Annotated in this window: 14 protein-coding genes; 7 read left to right on the top strand and 7 right to left on the bottom strand. The window is 68.3% G+C overall.

Features of this window, described 5'->3' with window-relative positions; all coding sequences use genetic code 11:
- The first annotated feature begins 51 nt into the window (after positions 1 to 51).
- From JMJ55_RS03320 to JMJ55_RS03310, 3 genes are read left to right on the top strand one after another with little or no spacing between them, the layout of a single operon-like run.
- Positions 52 to 1554, top strand: a complete 1503-nt coding sequence (locus JMJ55_RS03320) for a hypothetical protein (RefSeq protein WP_202824049.1) — start codon at positions 52 to 54, stop codon at positions 1552 to 1554.
- Complete coding sequence (locus tag JMJ55_RS03315; protein ID WP_202824048.1) at positions 1551 to 2552, top strand: VOC family protein; 1002 nt, start codon at positions 1551 to 1553, stop codon at positions 2550 to 2552. Before JMJ55_RS03320 ends, JMJ55_RS03315 begins: the two co-directional genes overlap by 4 nt.
- A 22-nt stretch (positions 2553 to 2574) precedes the next feature.
- Complete coding sequence (locus JMJ55_RS03310; protein ID WP_236033335.1) at positions 2575 to 4206, top strand: gamma-glutamyltransferase family protein; 1632 nt, start codon at positions 2575 to 2577, stop codon at positions 4204 to 4206.
- Between the two features lie 45 nt (positions 4207 to 4251).
- Here JMJ55_RS03310 and JMJ55_RS03305 read toward each other — a convergent pair whose 3' ends face one another.
- From JMJ55_RS03305 to JMJ55_RS03280, 6 genes are read right to left on the bottom strand one after another with little or no spacing between them, the layout of a single operon-like run.
- Entirely contained in the window at positions 4252 to 5349 is a 1098-nt protein-coding gene (locus tag JMJ55_RS03305) for an alpha-hydroxy acid oxidase (RefSeq protein WP_202824047.1), read from the bottom strand.
- Between the two features lie 3 nt (positions 5350 to 5352).
- Complete coding sequence (locus JMJ55_RS03300) at positions 5353 to 6225, bottom strand: isocitrate lyase/PEP mutase family protein (protein ID WP_202824046.1); 873 nt, start codon at positions 6223 to 6225, stop codon at positions 5353 to 5355.
- Positions 6226 to 6229: 4 nt separating this feature from the next.
- Positions 6230 to 7381: a Gfo/Idh/MocA family protein gene (locus tag JMJ55_RS03295; RefSeq protein WP_202824045.1), complete on the bottom strand. Its 1152-nt coding sequence runs from the start codon at positions 7379 to 7381 to the stop codon at positions 6230 to 6232.
- Positions 7382 to 7394: 13 nt separating this feature from the next.
- Complete coding sequence (locus tag JMJ55_RS03290) at positions 7395 to 8624, bottom strand: amidohydrolase family protein (protein ID WP_202824044.1); 1230 nt, start codon at positions 8622 to 8624, stop codon at positions 7395 to 7397.
- Complete coding sequence (hisD, locus tag JMJ55_RS03285) at positions 8624 to 9937, bottom strand: histidinol dehydrogenase (protein ID WP_202824043.1); 1314 nt, start codon at positions 9935 to 9937, stop codon at positions 8624 to 8626. The genes JMJ55_RS03290 and hisD overlap by 1 nt, the downstream gene beginning before the upstream one ends.
- Positions 9938 to 9950: 13 nt before the next feature.
- Positions 9951 to 10718 carry an SDR family NAD(P)-dependent oxidoreductase gene (locus tag JMJ55_RS03280; protein ID WP_202824042.1) on the bottom strand — a complete coding sequence of 256 codons (768 nt, stop codon included), beginning with the start codon at positions 10716 to 10718 and terminating at the stop codon, positions 9951 to 9953.
- Positions 10719 to 10832: 114 nt separating this feature from the next.
- Here JMJ55_RS03280 and JMJ55_RS03275 point away from each other — a divergent pair, with 114 nt between their 5' ends.
- Together JMJ55_RS03275 and JMJ55_RS03270 are read left to right on the top strand one after the other, a co-directional pair.
- Positions 10833 to 11816: a TRAP transporter substrate-binding protein gene (locus JMJ55_RS03275; protein WP_202824041.1), complete on the top strand. Its 984-nt coding sequence runs from the start codon at positions 10833 to 10835 to the stop codon at positions 11814 to 11816.
- Positions 11817 to 11859: 43 nt separating this feature from the next.
- Positions 11860 to 12597: an SDR family NAD(P)-dependent oxidoreductase gene (locus JMJ55_RS03270; protein ID WP_202824040.1), complete on the top strand. Its 738-nt coding sequence runs from the start codon at positions 11860 to 11862 to the stop codon at positions 12595 to 12597.
- On the opposite strand, the gene JMJ55_RS03265 is transcribed toward JMJ55_RS03270, so the two are convergent.
- Entirely contained in the window at positions 12598 to 13347 is a 750-nt protein-coding gene (locus JMJ55_RS03265) for a tyrosine-protein phosphatase (protein WP_202824039.1), read from the bottom strand.
- Between the two features lie 102 nt (positions 13348 to 13449).
- Here JMJ55_RS03265 and JMJ55_RS03260 point away from each other — a divergent pair, with 102 nt between their 5' ends.
- Complete coding sequence (locus JMJ55_RS03260; protein ID WP_202824038.1) at positions 13450 to 14241, top strand: SDR family NAD(P)-dependent oxidoreductase; 792 nt, start codon at positions 13450 to 13452, stop codon at positions 14239 to 14241.
- A gap of 410 nt (positions 14242 to 14651) precedes the next feature.
- Positions 14652 to 16598 carry a PrkA family serine protein kinase gene (locus tag JMJ55_RS03255; protein ID WP_202824037.1) on the top strand — a complete coding sequence of 649 codons (1947 nt, stop codon included), beginning with the start codon at positions 14652 to 14654 and terminating at the stop codon, positions 16596 to 16598.
- Positions 16599 to 16618: the final 20 nt, after the last annotated feature.

Raw genomic sequence — 16618 nt, 5'->3', positions numbered from 1 at the left:
CCGCGCCGCCGCGCAAGGATGGCCGGCCGATAGAACCAGCAGGCTGCCATCATGGACAATGCCCCGGCGGGACGGGTCGTATTCTCCCAGCTCTTCAACGAGTCTGAAACCTTCCTCCAGCCCTGCATCGAGACTTTCCTCGCCTATACCGGCCCGGAATCCGTCCTGGTCCTGAACCTGCCGCAGGGGCGGGCGATCGACCCGGCGCTGCATGCTCTCAGCGACCGGGTCTTCCTCATCAATGGCGGCTTCCAGCGCCGGCTCTGGGACCACACCATCCTGGCCGGGCATCTGGAGAGCTTCGGCTTCGCGCTGGAGCATGTGCCGGACTTCAGCCATTTCTCGGCCCTCGCCTCCAACAGCCTGATGGTGCGGCGCTTCGACCTGCCGGCGGCGCTCTCGGCCCTTGCCGCGAGCCATAACGAGACGCGGCTCGACCTCGAGGATCTGCCGAAGGAATGGCACTGGCGCTTCGTTCGGCAGATGCCGGAGTATATCGGCCTGCTGAAGCGCGAATGGGGTATCACCCACGCCACCAGCAACCAGATCGAGGGGCTTTTCGCCGCGCGGTCCGACTGGGCTCTGCTGCATGACCGCCTGGATGCGCTGGCCCGGCTCGGCGCCACGATGCGACCGGATCTGCCGGTGCCGATCGAGGAGGTGCTGCCCGGCACCTGCTTCGCCAGCCTCGGTTCCGGCCGCTACACCTATGTCTGCCATGTCTTCTGGGACCGCCAGGTGCCGTCCCAGTCGCGCAGCAGCAATGTCGATTTCGCCGACATCCTGACCATGGCGCAGCATTTCCCGCCGCATATCTGTGCCTTCAAATGGTTCGAGCGCAGTCCGCAGGCGATCGAGACCGCGGCGGTGGTGCAGCCCTGGAGCCGCGCCCTGCTGGCCGAGCTCGCCGATGCCGTCGCGGCCGGCGACCAAGACCGGATGCTGGTCCAGCGCGGCCTGCTGGAACGCCTGGCGGCGACGCTCCGGGCGCGGGAGGCCTGGCGGCCCTTCACGGCCCGCTGGTGGGGCCAGGGCGCCAGCCGAAGCGGCAGCCTTCCCGATCAGGTGATCGAGGCCACCGGCCAGAAGCTGCCGCTCGAGGACATCGGTGCGCCGGCCGGTGCCGCCTTCCTGATGATGGAGAAGACCGGTGCCAAGCTGCGCCTCGGCTTCGACATCACCGAGGACGGGGGCGCCACGCGCCTCCGCCTGCGCTGCGCCGGTCCGGCCGGTGATGGGGCACTGCAGGGTTTCCTCTATCTCGACCCACAGGTTCCGGGCCGGCTCCGTACCCTGCGCGTCCGGCTGGCCCAGGCCCGGGTGGCGGCGGAGGAGGAGGCGGTCCGGGCCTTCCGCTTCACCGCCGATACCGGCTACTGCCCCCCGGCCCGGCTGCGCTTCACCTTCGACACCGCCACGCATCGGGCCTACCATTTCCGCGAAGAAGGCTGGCACCCGACTGAGATCGGCTGGTACGGCATCCCCATCCTGCCGGGGATGGAGCTGGACCTGCTGCTGGAGATGCCGGCCGATGGGGAGGCGGCCGCGTCATGACCATCCAGGCGCTGGGCTATGTCGGGATCGAGGCCACGGCGCCTGAGGATTGGGTCGCCTTCGGCACCCGGCTGCTCGGCCTGCAACTCGCCGAGCGGGGCGCCGGCGGCTTGGTCTTTCGCATGGATGACCGCCGGCAGCGGCTGGTGGTGGTCCCGGGCCGCGGCAACGGCGCCCGGTTCTTCGGCTGGGAGGTGGCGGATGCCGCCGCACTCCAGGCCCTGGCGGCGCGGCTGGATGCGGCCGGGGTCGCGGTGGCCTGGGGTGATCCCGCGCTGGCGGCCCAGCGCCGCGTCGCCGGGCTGGTCGTCACCCAGGATCCGCTCGGCAACCGGGTGGAGATCCACCATGGCGCCGAGCGCAGCGACGAGCCCTTCCGCCCCGGCCGCTGCATCAGCGGCTTCCGCACCGGGCCGCTCGGCATGGGGCATGCGGTGCTGACCGTGCCGCGGATGGCGGATGCCCTGCCCTTCTACCGCGACCTGTTGGGCTTCGGCGTCTCCGACTACGTCACCAACCCCTTCCACGCCACCTTCCTGCATGTGAATCCGCGCCACCATTCCCTGGCGCTGATCGAGACCGGCCGTGCCGGGCTGCACCACCTGATGCTGGAACTGTTCAGCCTTGACGATGTCGGCCAGGGCTATGACTTGGCGATGCTGGAGGAAGGCCGGGTCGCCACCAGCCTCGGCCGCCACACCAACGACTTCATGACCAGCTTCTACGCCGCGACGCCGGGCGGCTTCATGGTCGAATATGGCTGGGGCGGCCGCGCCATCGACCCGGCGAGTTGGCAGGCTGTCGAGATGACCTCCGGCCCCAGCCTCTGGGGCCATGAGCGGCGCTGGGGCTCGCCCGAGATGCGGGCCGAGGCGCGGCGGCTGCGGCTGAAGGCCGCGGCCGATGGCGAGAGGGCCCCGGTGCAGGTGCTGCCGGGCAACCACCAGCTCATGCCCGGCGAATGCGCCTGGTGGGATGGACTGCGCGCCGCCGAATAGGATCATGAGGGAAGGATTGCCGATGCCCCGCCCGCCCCGCCGCCTGCCGAAGTCCCACGCCATGATCGTGGCGCCGCAGCCCGAGGCGGTGGAGGCCGGCGCTACCATGCTCGCCGCCGGCGGCAATGCACTGGATGCGGCGCTGGCCTGCGCCCTCGCCCAGGGTGTGGTCGATCCGCTGATGTGCGGCATCGGCGGCATCGCCACCTTGCAGATTCTCGACCCCGCCAGCGGCACGCATCTCGTCATCAACGGCCTCGGCACCTGCCCGGGCGCGGCGCGGCCGGAGATGTGGGCCGCGGACTTCCTCGGCGAATGCCCGGACGGCTTCGGCTACCGCGTGAAGGGCTATGTCAATGAATGCGGCGCCCAGGCTGTGACGGTGCCGGGCGCGGTCCGTGTCTATGCCGATGCGCATGCAAGGCTGGGGCGGAAGCCCTGGGCCAGCCTGTTCGACGGGGCGATCGGCTTCGCCGAGGAGGGCTGGATCATCCGCCCGCATGTCCATGCCATGCTGACGCTGGACGAGCGTCCCTATGGCCGGATGAGCTACCCGGAGAAGCTGGCCACGACCGAGGACGGAAAGCGGCTCTACCTGCGGCCGGACGGCACGCCGAAGCGGCTGGGTGAGACCGTGCGCAACCCGGAACTCGCCGCCACGCTGCGGCGGCTGGCCGCGGGCGGCGCCGAGGAATTCTACCACGGCAGCATCGCCCGGCAGATCGTGGCGGCGATGGAGGCGCGCGGCGGCCTCATCACCGCCGCGGACCTGGCCGGCTTCCGTCCCGCCATCGCGCCGCCGCTGCTGGTGCCCTATCGCGGCTACACCCTCGCCCTGCCGGAGCCGCCGGCGGGCGGCGTTGTGGTCGGGGAAATGCTCCGCATCCTGGAGCGCTTCGACCTCACTGCCCTCGGCCACAACACGCCCGACTATATCCAGGTGGTGGCGGAGGCGATGAAGATCGCCGGGATCGACAAGGAAGCCCATGTCGGCGACCCGGCCTTCCAACCCGTGCCGGTGGAGCGCCTCCTCTCCGACGCGCATGCCGATGCGGCCGCTGCGCGCATCCGCCGCGGCGAGCGGGCGAGCCTCAGCCGTGCCACCACCGATGCGCCGAACACCACCCATGTTTCCTGCGTCGATGCCGACGGCATGATGGTTTCGATGACGCATACGCTCGCGGTGCCTTCCGGCCTCATCCCGCCCGGCAGCGGCTTCATGCTGAACGGGGCGATGAACTGGATGGACCCGCGGCCGGGCCGGCCGGGTTCCATCGCGCCGGGCAAGCGGCGCTATTCCTCGATGACGCCGACCATCGTGCTGGAAGGCGGGCAGCCGGTGGCGACGCTCGGCGCGCCGGGCGGGGCCTGGATCACGGTCGCCGTCGCGCAGGTGCTGCTCAACCTGCTCGACTGGGGGATGGGCATGCAGGAGGCGGTGATGGCGCCGCGCTTCTCGGCGACCAGCGAGACAATCGACCTGTCCAACCGCATCCCGCGCGCCACCGAGCGCGCCCTGCAGGCCATGGGCTACCCGACCAAGCGCAGCTACCAGAGCTACGCCTTCGCCGGCGTCCATGGCATCACCCTCTGGGATGGCACCGCCGAGGGCGGCGCCGATCCGCAGCGGGACGGCTACGCCGCAGGGGTCTGACCCTTCAAGGGGCCCCCGCGACGGCGCGTAGCGACGTCGTGGGGATTACCGATACCCCGGATCGCTGAGATTGGTCAGCGGGAAGGCGCTGTGGACATGCGGCTGCACCACCGGCGCGACCGGGTGGAGGTAGCTGCCATCCAGCTCCCCGAAGCGGGTGACGCCGAGCAGGCCGAGCACCTCATGCACCTCGCTCTCGAGGATCTGGAACATGCGGGCGACGCCGGCCTCGCCCGCCGCGGCGAGGGCATAGCAATACATCCGCCCCATGCCGACCAGCTCGGCGCCGAGGATAATCGCCTTCACCACATCCGTGCCGCGCACGAAGCCGCCATCGACCCAGACCTTGGCCTTGCCCTCAACGGCCTTCACCACCTCCGGCAGCACGGCGATGGAGCCGCGGCCATGGTCGAGCTGGCGGCCGCCATGGTTGGAGACATAGACGACCTCCACCCCATGCTCGACCGCGAGCACCGCATCATCGGCGGTGGCGATGCCCTTCAGCGCCAGCGGCGTGTTGGGGAAACGGTCCTTCCAGCGCTTCACGTCATTCCAGTTCAGCGCCGCCTGGAAATGCTGACCGGTGGCGCGCACGCGCCAGGGCTTGATGAAGCGCTTGGCGATGTCGCGTTCGCGCCGGCTATAGATGGCGGTATCGACCGTGAGGCAGAAGGCGTCGTAGCCGGCATCGATGGCGCGCCGGGTGATCTCCTCGATCCAGGCCCAGTCGCCTCGGACATAGAGCTGGAAGACCTTGGGCCCCTTTCCGGCCTGCGCCATCGGCTCCAGCCCCGGCATGGAGACGGAGGAGACCATGATCGGCACGCCATATTCCGCTGCCGCCCGGGCCGCCGGCGCGCCGCCCTCGGGATCGAAATTCTCGAGCCCACCAACAGGGGCCAGCATGACCGGCAGGGTGATCTTCCGGCCAAGGAAGCGGCCGGAGCAATCGATATTGGAGACGTCGCGGAGCACGCGCGGGCGGAAGGCGAGGCTGTCGATGGCGGCGCGGTTGCGCATCATCGTCGTCTCGGTCTCGGTCGCGCCGACCAGGTAGTCCCAATTGCCGGGGCTCAGCCTTCCCTTCGCTTCCTTGACGAATTCATGCAGCGTCTGGAAGGGGCTTTCCGCCGCGTTCGACATGGCTCAGTTTCCTCCGAGAAAATCCTTGGTCCAGCGCTTGTAGTCGGCCTCGCGCGTGACGCGGCCCATCAGCCCGCCGGTCGGCAGACCGGGCAGGTCGGCGGGCTGCACGCCCTCGCGCAGCGCCTTCAGCGTGGTGTAGATGGCCTGTTGCGCCGCCATGATGGGCTGATGCCCCTGCAGCGCGATGCGGACGCCGCGGGCAGCGAGATAGTCGCGGTCCTTCAGCTCCGTGCCCTCGATCCCGCCGAGGATGATCGGGCGGGTGGCGACGGCGGCGACGGCATCGAGCTCGGCGCGGGTCTTGATGCCGGTGTAGAACAGCGCATCGGCGCCGCTGGCGGTATAGGCCCGGGTGCGGGCCACCGCATCCTCCACCCCATTGACCGAGACGACGCCGCTGCGGGCGACGATGACAAAGGAGGGATCGTCGCGCGCCGCGAGCGCCGCCTTGACCTTGCCCAGGCCTTCCTCGATCGGGATCAGCGTGACCTTGCCGTCGCCGTAGGGGCGCGGGAGGACGGTATCCTCCAGCGTCATGGCGGCGACGCCGGCATTCTCCAGCTCCTCCACCGTGCGCATCGCGTTGAGCGCATTGCCATAGCCATGATCGGCATCGACCAGCAGCGGCAGGGTGCGCACGGCGCGGCAGATGCGGCGGGCCTGCTCGGCGAATTCACTGAGCGTCAGCACGATCAGATCCGGCGCACCGAGCACGGTGAGCGAGGCGGTGGAGCCGGCATACATGCCGACCTCGAAGCCCAGCTCCTCGGCAATGCGGGCCGACATGGGGTCAAAGACCGAGCCGGGATGAACGCAGACGGGGCCGTCGAGGACATTGCGGAAGCGCAGGCGGCGGTCGGTGACGGAGTTCACGGCTTCATCCCTCCAGGGCGGGCAGGCTGACCCAGCGCCGCGCCGCATGGCTCTCATGGCAGGCCTCGATCAGCTGCAACCCGCGCGCGGCCTGGAGGAGCGAGGCGGTGTTCGGCGCATCCTCCGCGACATGGCGGAGGAAGAGTTCCCAGGCTTGGCGGTAGCTGTTCTTGAACGGCAGCATCTCCGGCACTTCCGCCCACTGGCTGCGGAAATCCATGGTCTGTGGCGCCTGCACCGGGAAGACGGGCTTTGGCGTATTGGCTATAGACTGCGTCCAGCACTGGTGCAGCGTGGCGACGGCGCTGCCCTCCGTACCCTCGGCCGTGACGGTCAGCATGTCGTCGCGGCGGATGCGGGTGGCCCAGCTGGAAAAGACCTCGCCCACCAGGCCGGCAGGGAATTCGAGGATGGCGCGGGCCTCGTCCTCGACATCCACGTCATAGGGCCGGTGCTGCTCGTCCCAGCGCTTTGGCTGGGCGGTGCGCATATGGCAGGTCAGCGCGGTCGGCGCGCCGAAGAGGTGGTCGATGACGTAGCGCCAGTGCGGGAACATATCCAGCACCAGCCCTCCCCCCGTCGCCTTCTTGTAGTTCCAGGAGGTGCGCTGGGCCGGGATGTGCTCGCCATCGAAGACCCACCAGCCGAATTCGAGCTTCATCGAGAGCAGCCGGCCAAGCGTGCCAAGGTTCAGCACCGTCTTCAGCTTGACCAAGCCCGGCAGGTGGATCTTGTCCTGCATCACCGCATGCTTGCGGCCCGCGGCCTCCGCAGCCTCGCGCAGGGAGAGCACCTCCGCCATGCTCTCGGCGACCGGCTTTTCCAGATAGATATGCTTGCCGGCCGCGAGCGCCCGCCGCGCCAGCTCTACCCGGCCGCCGCCATAGGCGCATTCGAAGAAGAGCTCGTCCTCAGGATCAGCCAGGGCGGCATCGAGATCGGTGGTCCAGCGGCTGAGGCCGAAGCGGGCGGCGAGTGCGGCCAGCTTCTCCGGCGTGCGGCCGACCAGGATGGGGTCGGGCATCAGCCGGTCGCCATTGGCCAGCGGCAGGCCGCCCTCGGCGCGGATCGGCACCAGGCTGTTCAGCAGGTGCTGCGTGGTGCCGATGCGGCTGGTAGCACCATGCATGATGATGCCGATGCGGCGCGTGGCCATGGCGTTTCCTCCGTTACGGCCTGTGTAGCACCACCGGCTGCCGCGTGAAGCTGCGCCGGCCGCGCTTGAAGGCGGCGAGCGTCGGCGCGACCTCCCGGATGGCTGCAACCGGATCGGGCGCGTCGATCAGCACCAGGTCGGCGGGCTTGCCGACCGCGATGCCGTACTCGCCGCGGCGCATCAGCCTGGCGGACTCCGTAGTGAACATCGCCCAGGTCTCGCGCAGGTCGTCCGGCATCGCGTGCTGGGTGACATTGGCGTAGAGATTGGCCATGCGGATGAGCTGCCCGTCGCCCAGCGGGGTGAAGGCGTTCAGGATGTTGTTCGAGGAGATGGAGCAGGTGACGCCGAGCCGGTGCAGCCGATTGGCATCCGCCACGCTGCGCTCGATCCGGTGGTCCTTGTCCCGCCCACCCAGATAGAGGTCGGTGGCGGGGAGGACGGTCAGCGCGACGCCGGTACCGGCCATGCGCTTCGCCATCTCATCGAGTTCCGGCAACGGCATGACCGAGAGCTTGGTCAGATGCCCGCAGGCGACGCGGCCGCCCCAGCCATAGCGCTCGGTCAACTCACAGACCAAGCGGGTGTCGAGCTGCGTGGCGGAGGAGCCGCTATCGACATGCATGTCGATATCCACGTCGAATTCCCGCGCCAGTTCGAAGACGCGACGGATCTGCCCGGCGGGGTCGCTGTCATAGGTCGGCGCGGCGCCGATGACGCGGGCGCCGCTGCGCAGCGCCGCCACCATCAGCTCCTCGGTCCCGGGATTGTTGAGCATCCCCTCCTGCGGCATCACGCAGATCTCGATATCGATGGCCCATTTATACTGCTCGACCAGGGCCTTCACGCCCTCGAAGCCGCGCAGTCCGACCTTCGGATCGACCTCGGCATGGGTCCGCATCAGGGTCGTACCGTGGCTGATGCATTTCTCGAGCGTGCGGCGGGCGCGGGAGGTGACGTCCTCGACCGTGAAGGTGTGCTTGATGGCGCTGGTCCGCTCCATCGCCCGGTGCGGGAAGCGAGCCGTCTCGCAGGCGCAGCGGTCGATGGTGCAGGTCTTGTCGAGATGGATATGCGTCTCAACGAAGCCGGGCGAAACCAGCCGGCCGCCGCAATCCAGCACCTCCGCCGCATCGCCCTGGAGATTGGGGCCGAGCGCCGCGATCAGCCCGCCAGCGATGCCGATATCCGTCGCGGTGCCATCCGGCAGGCGGGCATTCCGCAGCAGCAGATCGAACCCCATCACAGCTTCTCCGCGGCGGTCGCATAGGGAATGTTGCGCCCGCCATAGCGGCGGACGCGGATATTGGCCTGTTCGGCATGGCCGGCGAAGCCTTCGAGCATGCAGAGGCGCGAGCAGGCCTCGCCGATGGCGGCGCTCGCCTCATCCGTCAGCACGCGCTGATAGGTGCAGGTCTTGAGGAATTTCCCGACCCAGAGACCACCCGTATAGCGCGCCGCCTTCTGGGTCGGCAGCGTATGGTTGGTGCCGATGACCTTGTCGCCATAGGAGACATTGGTGCGCGGCCCGAGGAAAAGCGCGCCGTAATTGGTCATGCGGGTCAGGAACAGGTCTTCGTCCCGCGTCATCACCTGCACATGCTCCGAGGCGATGCGGTCGGCCTCCCGCACCATCTCCTCCAGGCTGTCGCAGACGATCACCTCGCCATAGTCGCGCCAGGACTGGCGGGCGATCTCGGCAGTCGGCAGGATGCCGAGCAGCCGCTCCACCTCGGCCATTGTCTCGCGGGCGAGTTTTTCGGAGTCGGTCAGCAGGATGGCGGGGCTGGTCGGGCCGTGCTCCGCCTGGCCGAGCAGGTCGGTGGCACAGATCTCCGCATCCACCGTCTCATCGGCGATGATCAGCGTCTCGGTGGGGCCGGCGAAGAGGTCGATGCCGACCCGGCCAAAGAGCTGGCGCTTGGCCTCCGCGACGAAGGCATTGCCGGGGCCGACCAGCATATCGACCGGGGCGATGCTCTCGGTGCCGAGCGCCATCGCGCCCACCGCCTGCACGCCGCCGAGGCAATAGATCACATCGGCGCCGGCCATGTGCTGCGCTGCGACGATGGCCGGTGCCGGCTTGCCCTTATAGGGCGGTGCGCAGGTGACGATGCGCGGCACGCCCGCCACCTTCGCCGTCACCACCGACATATGTGCCGAAGCCAGCAGCGGGTATTTCCCACCCGGCACGTAGCAGCCGACCGAGTTCACCGGAATGTTCTTGTGGCCGAGGACGACGCCCGGCAGCGTCTCCACCTCGATATCGCGCAGCGCCGCCTTCTGATGCTCGGCGAAGTTGCGGACCTGGGTCTGGGCGAAGCGGATATCTTCCAAGTCCTGGCCGGTGAGCTGGCCGAGGCAGTCCTGGATCTCGGCATCGGTCAGCCGGTAGTCGGCGCGGTCCCAGCCATCGAATTTCTGCGAGTACTCGCGCACCGCCGCATCGCCGCGGGCCGCGATATCGGCCAGCAGCCCCTCGACGATGCCGCGCACCTTGGTATCCGCATCGGCCTTGTCGGCGGCGGAGATGCTTGTCTTGAGCCAGCGGGCCATTGCGGCATTTCCCCTATTCGGCGGTCCAGCCGCCATCGATCACCATGGCCGATCCGGTCATCAGGGCCGAGGCCTCGGAGGCGAGGAAGACCACCGCCCCCATCAGATCCTGCACCTGGCCGACCCGGCCGAGCTTGATTTTCGAGAGGACCCAGTCGGCGAATTCCGGCCGTTCGAAAAAGGGCCGGGTCATCGGCGTCTCGATGAAGGTCGGGCCGATGGTATTGGCGCGGATCCCCAAGGGGGCGAGTTCCAGCGCCATCGCCTTGGTCCAGCCTTCCATCGCCCATTTGCTGGCGCAGTAGACGCTGCGATTCGGCCCGCCCACATGCCCCATCTGGGAGGAGATGTTGATGATGGAGCCGCGCACCCCCTCCGCCGCCATCCGCCGCGCCACCGCTTGGGCGGCGAAGAAGCAACCGCGCAGGTTCAGCGCCAGCACCGTGTCGAAATCGGCCTCGGTCACCTCGAGGAAGGGGGCATGCCGGGAGGTGCCGGCATTGTTGACGAAGGCGTGGTAGGCCGGCCGGGCGGCGATCGCCGCCTGCATCGCCGGCACATCGGCCACGTCCACCACCAGCGCATCGGCCGCCCCGCCGGCGGCGCGGATCGCCTCCGCCGCCGCCTCGATCTCACCGGCGCTCCGGGCGGCGAGGGTCACCGCCGCCCCGGCCCCGGCCAGCGCCGCAGCCGCCGCCAGGCCGATGCCCCGACCGGCTCCGGTGACGAAGGCACGGCGGCCATCGAGGCGAAAGCTCGGGGTCTCGGGCAGCGTGATCATGGCGGCAGGCTACACGGCTCGGCGGCGCGGTCCAGGCCCCCCTTGCCAGCGGGAGCGGCCTTGCCGACCATGCCGCCACCACCGCGCACTGCGCGGCAAAGGGAGGAAACCACGATGAAGCCCTTGTTCACCGCCCTGGCCGGGGCGGCGCTCTGCCTGTTCGCCCAATCCGCCGGCGCCCAGACCCGCTGGGTCATGGCGACCCCCTATGCCGAGGCGAATTTCCACACCCGCAACGTCCGCGCCTTTTTGGCGGATATCGAGCAGGCCACTAGCGGGAAGCTGACCGTCCAGGCGCATCACAACGGCACGCTGCTGCCGATGCCGCAGATCAAGCGCGGGGTGCAGACCGGGCAGGTTCAGCTCGGCGAGATCCTGCTTTCGGCCTATGGCAACGAGGATCCCTTCTTCGAGGTGGACAGCGTCCCCTTCCTCGCCGATACGGTCGAGGCCGCCGCCAAGCTGCACCAGGCGACCGAGCCCTATATCCGCACCCGGCTGGAGCGGCAGGGGCTGACCCTGCTCTACATGGTCAATTGGAACGGCCAGGGCTTCTACACCCGCACGCCCCTCACCTCGGTCGAGGAGCTGCGTGGCACCCGGCTGCGGGCCTTCAACAACCTGACCTTCCGCTTCGCCGAGCTGCTCGGCGCCCAACCGGTGACGGTGCAGGTGCCGGAGATCCCGCAGGCCTTCGCCACCAATGTGGTGAACGTGCTCTTCACCTCGGCCCAGACCGGGGTGGATGCCAGCGCCTGGGACTTCGCCCGGAATTTCACCGATGTCGGCGGCATGCGGCCGCGCAATGCCATCTTCGCCAATAGCCGGGCTCTGGCCGCGCTGGACCCCGCGACGCGCCAGGCGGTGCTGGATGCGGCGAAGCGGGCCGAGGCGCGCGGCGCCGAATATTCGCGCGAGGCCGAGGTGGAGATGGTGGAGAAGCTCCGCAGCCACGGCGTCCAGGTCGCGGCGGCGCCATCCGCCATGCAGGCTCAGCTGCGCGGGATCGGGGAGAAGCAGACCCAGGAATGGGTCACCCGCGCCGGCAATGACGGCGGGCAGATGCTGGAGCGCTACCGCGCCCTGTCCAGCCGCTGAGCCTCGCGCCATACTGCGCCGCAGCATGATGCAGGAGGCGGCGATGGTGGCCCTGGTGACCGGCGCACAGCAGGGAATCGGGCGCGCCTGCGCCATCGCCCTGGCCGCAGCCGGCTATGACGTGGCGGTCAACTGGCTGGACGACCGGGCGGCGGCCGAAGCGGTCGCCGCCGAGATCCGGGCGCTCGGCCGCCAGGCCGCCTTGGTCCAGGGCGATGTCGGCGCCGGCGCCCCGGCCTGCGCCGCCATCGTCGAGGCCGCCGCCGCGGCGCTCGGCACGCCGACGGTGCTGGTAAACAATGCCGGCATCTTTCCCCGCGCCGATTTCCTGGCGATGCAGGAGGCGGAATGGGACCGGGTGCTGGCGGTGAACCTGAAGGGCAGCGCATTCACCGCCCAGGCGGCCGCCCGGGCGATGGTCGCCGCCGGGGTTCCGGGCTGCATCATTAATCTCGCCTCCGCCGCCGTGCGGGGCACGCCGGTCGGGGTGCATTACAGCGCCACGAAGAACGGCGTGGTCGGCATCACCCGCTCCATGGCGCTGGCCCTGGCGCCGCATGGGATTCGGGTCAACGCCATCGCCCCCGGCCTGACCGACACCGCCCAGCCGCGTTATGGCAATACGGATGATGAGGTCCGGGCGATGGGCGCCGCCCTGCCGCTCGGCCGGCTCGGCCAGCCGGAGGATATCGCCGCCATGGCGGTGTTCCTGGCCTCAGCCGGGGCGGGCTGGATTACCGGGCAGGTCTATCACGTGAATGGCGGCGGCTATATGCCGTGACTATTCCAGCAGCAGCTCCCTGAGCCGCCCGAGCCGCGCCGCATCCAGCCCCAGCCCCCGTTCCAGCAGCAGGGGCATGGAGCCGCCATGCGCCTCGACCGCCGCATCCAGCGCCGCCTCGAGCAGCTCCGGATGGGTATCGTAGAGCGCATCCGCCAGCGGCTTCGGCGTCCCCGGCGGCATCGGCAGGTCGCGGCGCCAGATCCGGTCGGTGGCCCGGTAATCCTCCATCACGGTCTGCCGCGTAGCGCCGAGCGCCGTCAGCACCAGCGCAGCGCCGAGCCCGGTGCGGTCCTTGCCGGCCGAGCAGTGGAACAGCAGCGCATGCCGCGCCGGGTCCAGCAGCAGCTCGAACAGGTCGCGATAGGCGCCGATGAAGCGGGTCCCGTAATCGAGATAGGCGCGCCGCAGCAGCGCGACCACATCCTCGCCGGTCGAAAGCTCCCGCCGCATCAGATCGGCGAGGGAGGCGCCGACCGTTGGCTCGATCGCCAGATGGACCCGCTCCGCCCCCTCCGGCAGGCGGGAGGGGCGATGCGCCGCCTCCTCCACCCCGCGCAGGTCGCAGACGGTCCGGAGTCCGAGCCCGGCGATGGTCGCCACGTCCCGTTCCGTCAGATGCGCCAGCGTCGCCGAGCGGTAGAGGATGCCGCGCCGCACCCGGCGCCCATCCGCGACCGGCCAGCCGCCGAGGTCGCGCAGGTTCGAGGCACCATCGAGCGGCACGGCATGGGGTAGCTCAAGGGTCACGGCTGCGGCTCCTGCGGCAATGGTCGACCCGTTCTAGGCCGGGTTGACGCCGGACAAAACCGCTGCGGACAATCACCGCCAACAACCCAGGAGGAACGCCCCATGGCTTCGTCTTCGCTTTTCGACCTCAGCGGCAAGGTGGCGATCGTCACCGGCGGCTCCCGCGGCATAGGGCGCGCCATCGCCGAACGTATGGCGGAGCATGGCGCCAAGGTCGTCGTCTCCTCCCGCAAGCTCGATGCTTGCCAGGAGGTGGTGGACGGGATCACCGCCAAGGGCGGCGAGGCCTTCGCCATGGCCTGCAATATCGGTCGCAAGCCGGAGCTCCAGGCGCTGGCGGATGCGACCATCGCCCGCTGGGGCGGCGTCGACATCCTGGTCTGCAATGCGGCGATCAACCCGCATTTCGGCCCGGCGATGGGCATCCCGGACGAGGTCTTCGACAAGATGATGGCGACCAACATCAAGTCGAATATGTGGCTGTCGCATATGTGCATCCCGAGCATGGAGACCCGCGGCGGGGGCGCCATCGTCATCATCTCCTCGATTGGCGGGTACCGCGGCTCGGTCAATCTCGGCGCCTATGCGATCACCAAGGCGGCCGACCTGCAGCTGGCGCGGAACCTGGCCTGCGAATGGGGGCCGAAGAATATCCGGGTGAACTGCATCGCCCCCGGCCTGGTGCGGACCGATTTCGCCCGGGCGCTGTGGGAGGATCCGGTGAACTACAAGAAGCGCACCCGGGACACCCCGCTGAAGCGGATCGGCGAGCCGGACGAGATCGCCGGCGCCGCGATCTTCCTCGCCTCCCCGGCCGGAAGCTTCATGACCGGGCAGAGCATCATCATCGATGGCGGGGTGACCTGCGGCGTGCCGGCCAATAGCGAGGATTAGGCCGAGGCTGTGGCGCATGGTTTGCATAGAAATGCGGCGGTGATGCCGAAAGGCAACAGGCCGTGGGCGTTCTTCGCCCCGGCCGCCTCACCGTTGCGTGGCAAAATGTTACAGCAAGAAATCACGGTCTGCGGAGTGCAAGCCGTTTCTGTTGCTGCACGGCCATGAACCGCGACAGACGCCGCAACAGCCCAATGTTGAAGCTGGGCCGCACACAGCTTCGGCATAACTTGGCGTACCAGCCAATGGTTGGGCGCAGCCGGTCGGCCCCGCCCATGCTCCGTTTGCCGTGATTTGCAATCTACACGAGCGCAGTGCGCCGCAGCAATAAAAGTTTACCGCAGCGGTGCGTGCCATTCCCCACACTGTCTGCGTTGCCATCTGACTGGCAGCGCTTGCAGGGGCGGCCGATGAACAGCATGCAGGACATCTTCGCCGATTACGCCCGGACATATGAGTCTCGGCGCGAAACAGACATGTCCATCCAGGAATACCTGGACGCCTGCAGAACCGATCCGAGTGTCTATGCCAGCGCTCCGGAGCGGATTCTGAAGGCGATCGGCGAGCCGACAGTCGTGGATACCGCCAAGGATTCCCGGCTTGGCCGAATATTCCTGAACCGAACCATCCGCATCTATCCCGCCTTTTCCGAATTCTTCGGGATGGAGGAGACGATCGAGCGGATCGTCGGCTTCTTCCGCCATGCGGCCCAGGGCCTGGAGGAGCGGAAGCAAATCCTCTACCTCCTCGGCCCGGTCGGCGGCGGCAAATCCTCCCTCGCCGAGCGCCTCAAGGCGCTGATGGAGGCGGAGCCGATCTATGTGCTGAAGGCCGGGGACGAGATGAGCCCGGTTTTCGAAAGCCCGCTCGGCCTCTTCGACCCCGAGCGCATGGGCCCGTTGCTGGAGGACCGCTACGGCATCCCCCGCCGCCGCCTGACCGGGCTGATGAGCCCCTGGGCACTCAAGCGGCTAGATGCCTTCGGCGGCGACATCTCGCAGTTCCGGGTGGTGAAGGTGCGGCCCTCGCGCCTGCGGCAGATCGGCATCGCCAAGACCGAGCCGGGCGACGAGAACAACCAGGACATCTCCTCGCTGGTGGGCAAGGTCGATATCCGCAAGCTGGAGATGTTCGGCCAGAATGACCCGGACGCCTACAGCTTCTCCGGCGGGCTGAACCGCGCCAACCAGGGCATCCTCGAATTCGTCGAGATGTTCAAGGCGCCGATCAAGATGCTGCACCCGCTGCTGACCGCGACGCAGGAGGGCAACTACATCGGCACCGAGAATATCGGCGCCCTGCCCTTCCAGGGTATCATCCTGGCCCATAGCAACGAGTCGGAGTGGCAGAGCTTCAAAAACAACAAGAACAACGAAGCCTTCATCGACCGCATCTACGTCATCAAGGTCCCCTACTGCCTCCGGGTGACGGAGGAGCAGAAGATCTACGAGAAGCTGGTCTCCACCTCTGAGCTTGCCCGGTCGCCCTGCGCCCCGGCGACGCTCGAGATGCTGGCCCGCTTCACCGTGCTCTCGCGCCTCAAGAAGCACGAGAATTCCAACGTCTACGCCAAGATGCGGGTCTATGACGGCGAGTCGCTGAAGGAGACCGACCCGCGCGCGAAGAATATGCAGGAATACCGCGACGCCGCCGGACCGGATGAGGGGATGGAGGGTGCCTCCACCCGTTTCGCCTTCAAGGTCCTCGCCGCCGCCTTCAATTACGACACGACCGAGATCGCCGCCGACCCGGTCCATCTGATGTATGTGCTGGAGCAGACCATCCGGCGCGAGCAGCTCCCGGACGAGGTGGAAAAGCGCTACCTCGAATTCATCAAGGGCGAGCTGGCGCCGCGCTACGCCGAGTTCATCGGCAACGAGATCCAGAAGGCCTATCTCGAGTCGTACAACGATTACGGCCAGAACCTCTTCGACCGCTACGTCGCCTATGCCGATGCCTGGGTCGAGGATATGGACTTCAAGGACCCCGATACCGGTCAGATGATGAACCGGGAGCTGCTGAACCAGGAGCTCACCAAGATCGAGAAGCCGGCCGGGATCGCCAACCCGAAGGACTTCCGCAACGAGGTCGTGAAATTCGCCCTTCGCGCCCGGGCCAACCGGGGCGGGCGGAACCCCTCCTGGACCTCCTATGAGAAGATCCGCGAGGTGATCGAACGGCGCATGTTCAGCCAGGTCGAGGACCTGTTGCCGGTGATCTCCTTCGGCTCGAAGAAAGATGGGGAGACTGAGAAGAAGCACGGGGAGTTCGTGCAACGCATGATCTCCCGGGGCTATACGGAGAGACAGGTTCGCCGGCTTGTCGAATGGTATATGCGCGTCAAGCAGGCCGGCTGACCCCGAAACGGATCGCGAGG

The sequence above is a fragment of the Belnapia mucosa genome (assembly GCF_016775475.1).
In the GTDB taxonomy this organism is placed as follows: domain Bacteria; phylum Pseudomonadota; class Alphaproteobacteria; order Acetobacterales; family Acetobacteraceae; genus Belnapia; species Belnapia mucosa.
The sequence above is the reverse complement of the archived record's forward strand: the minus strand, read 5'-3'. Positions and strand labels throughout refer to the sequence as shown.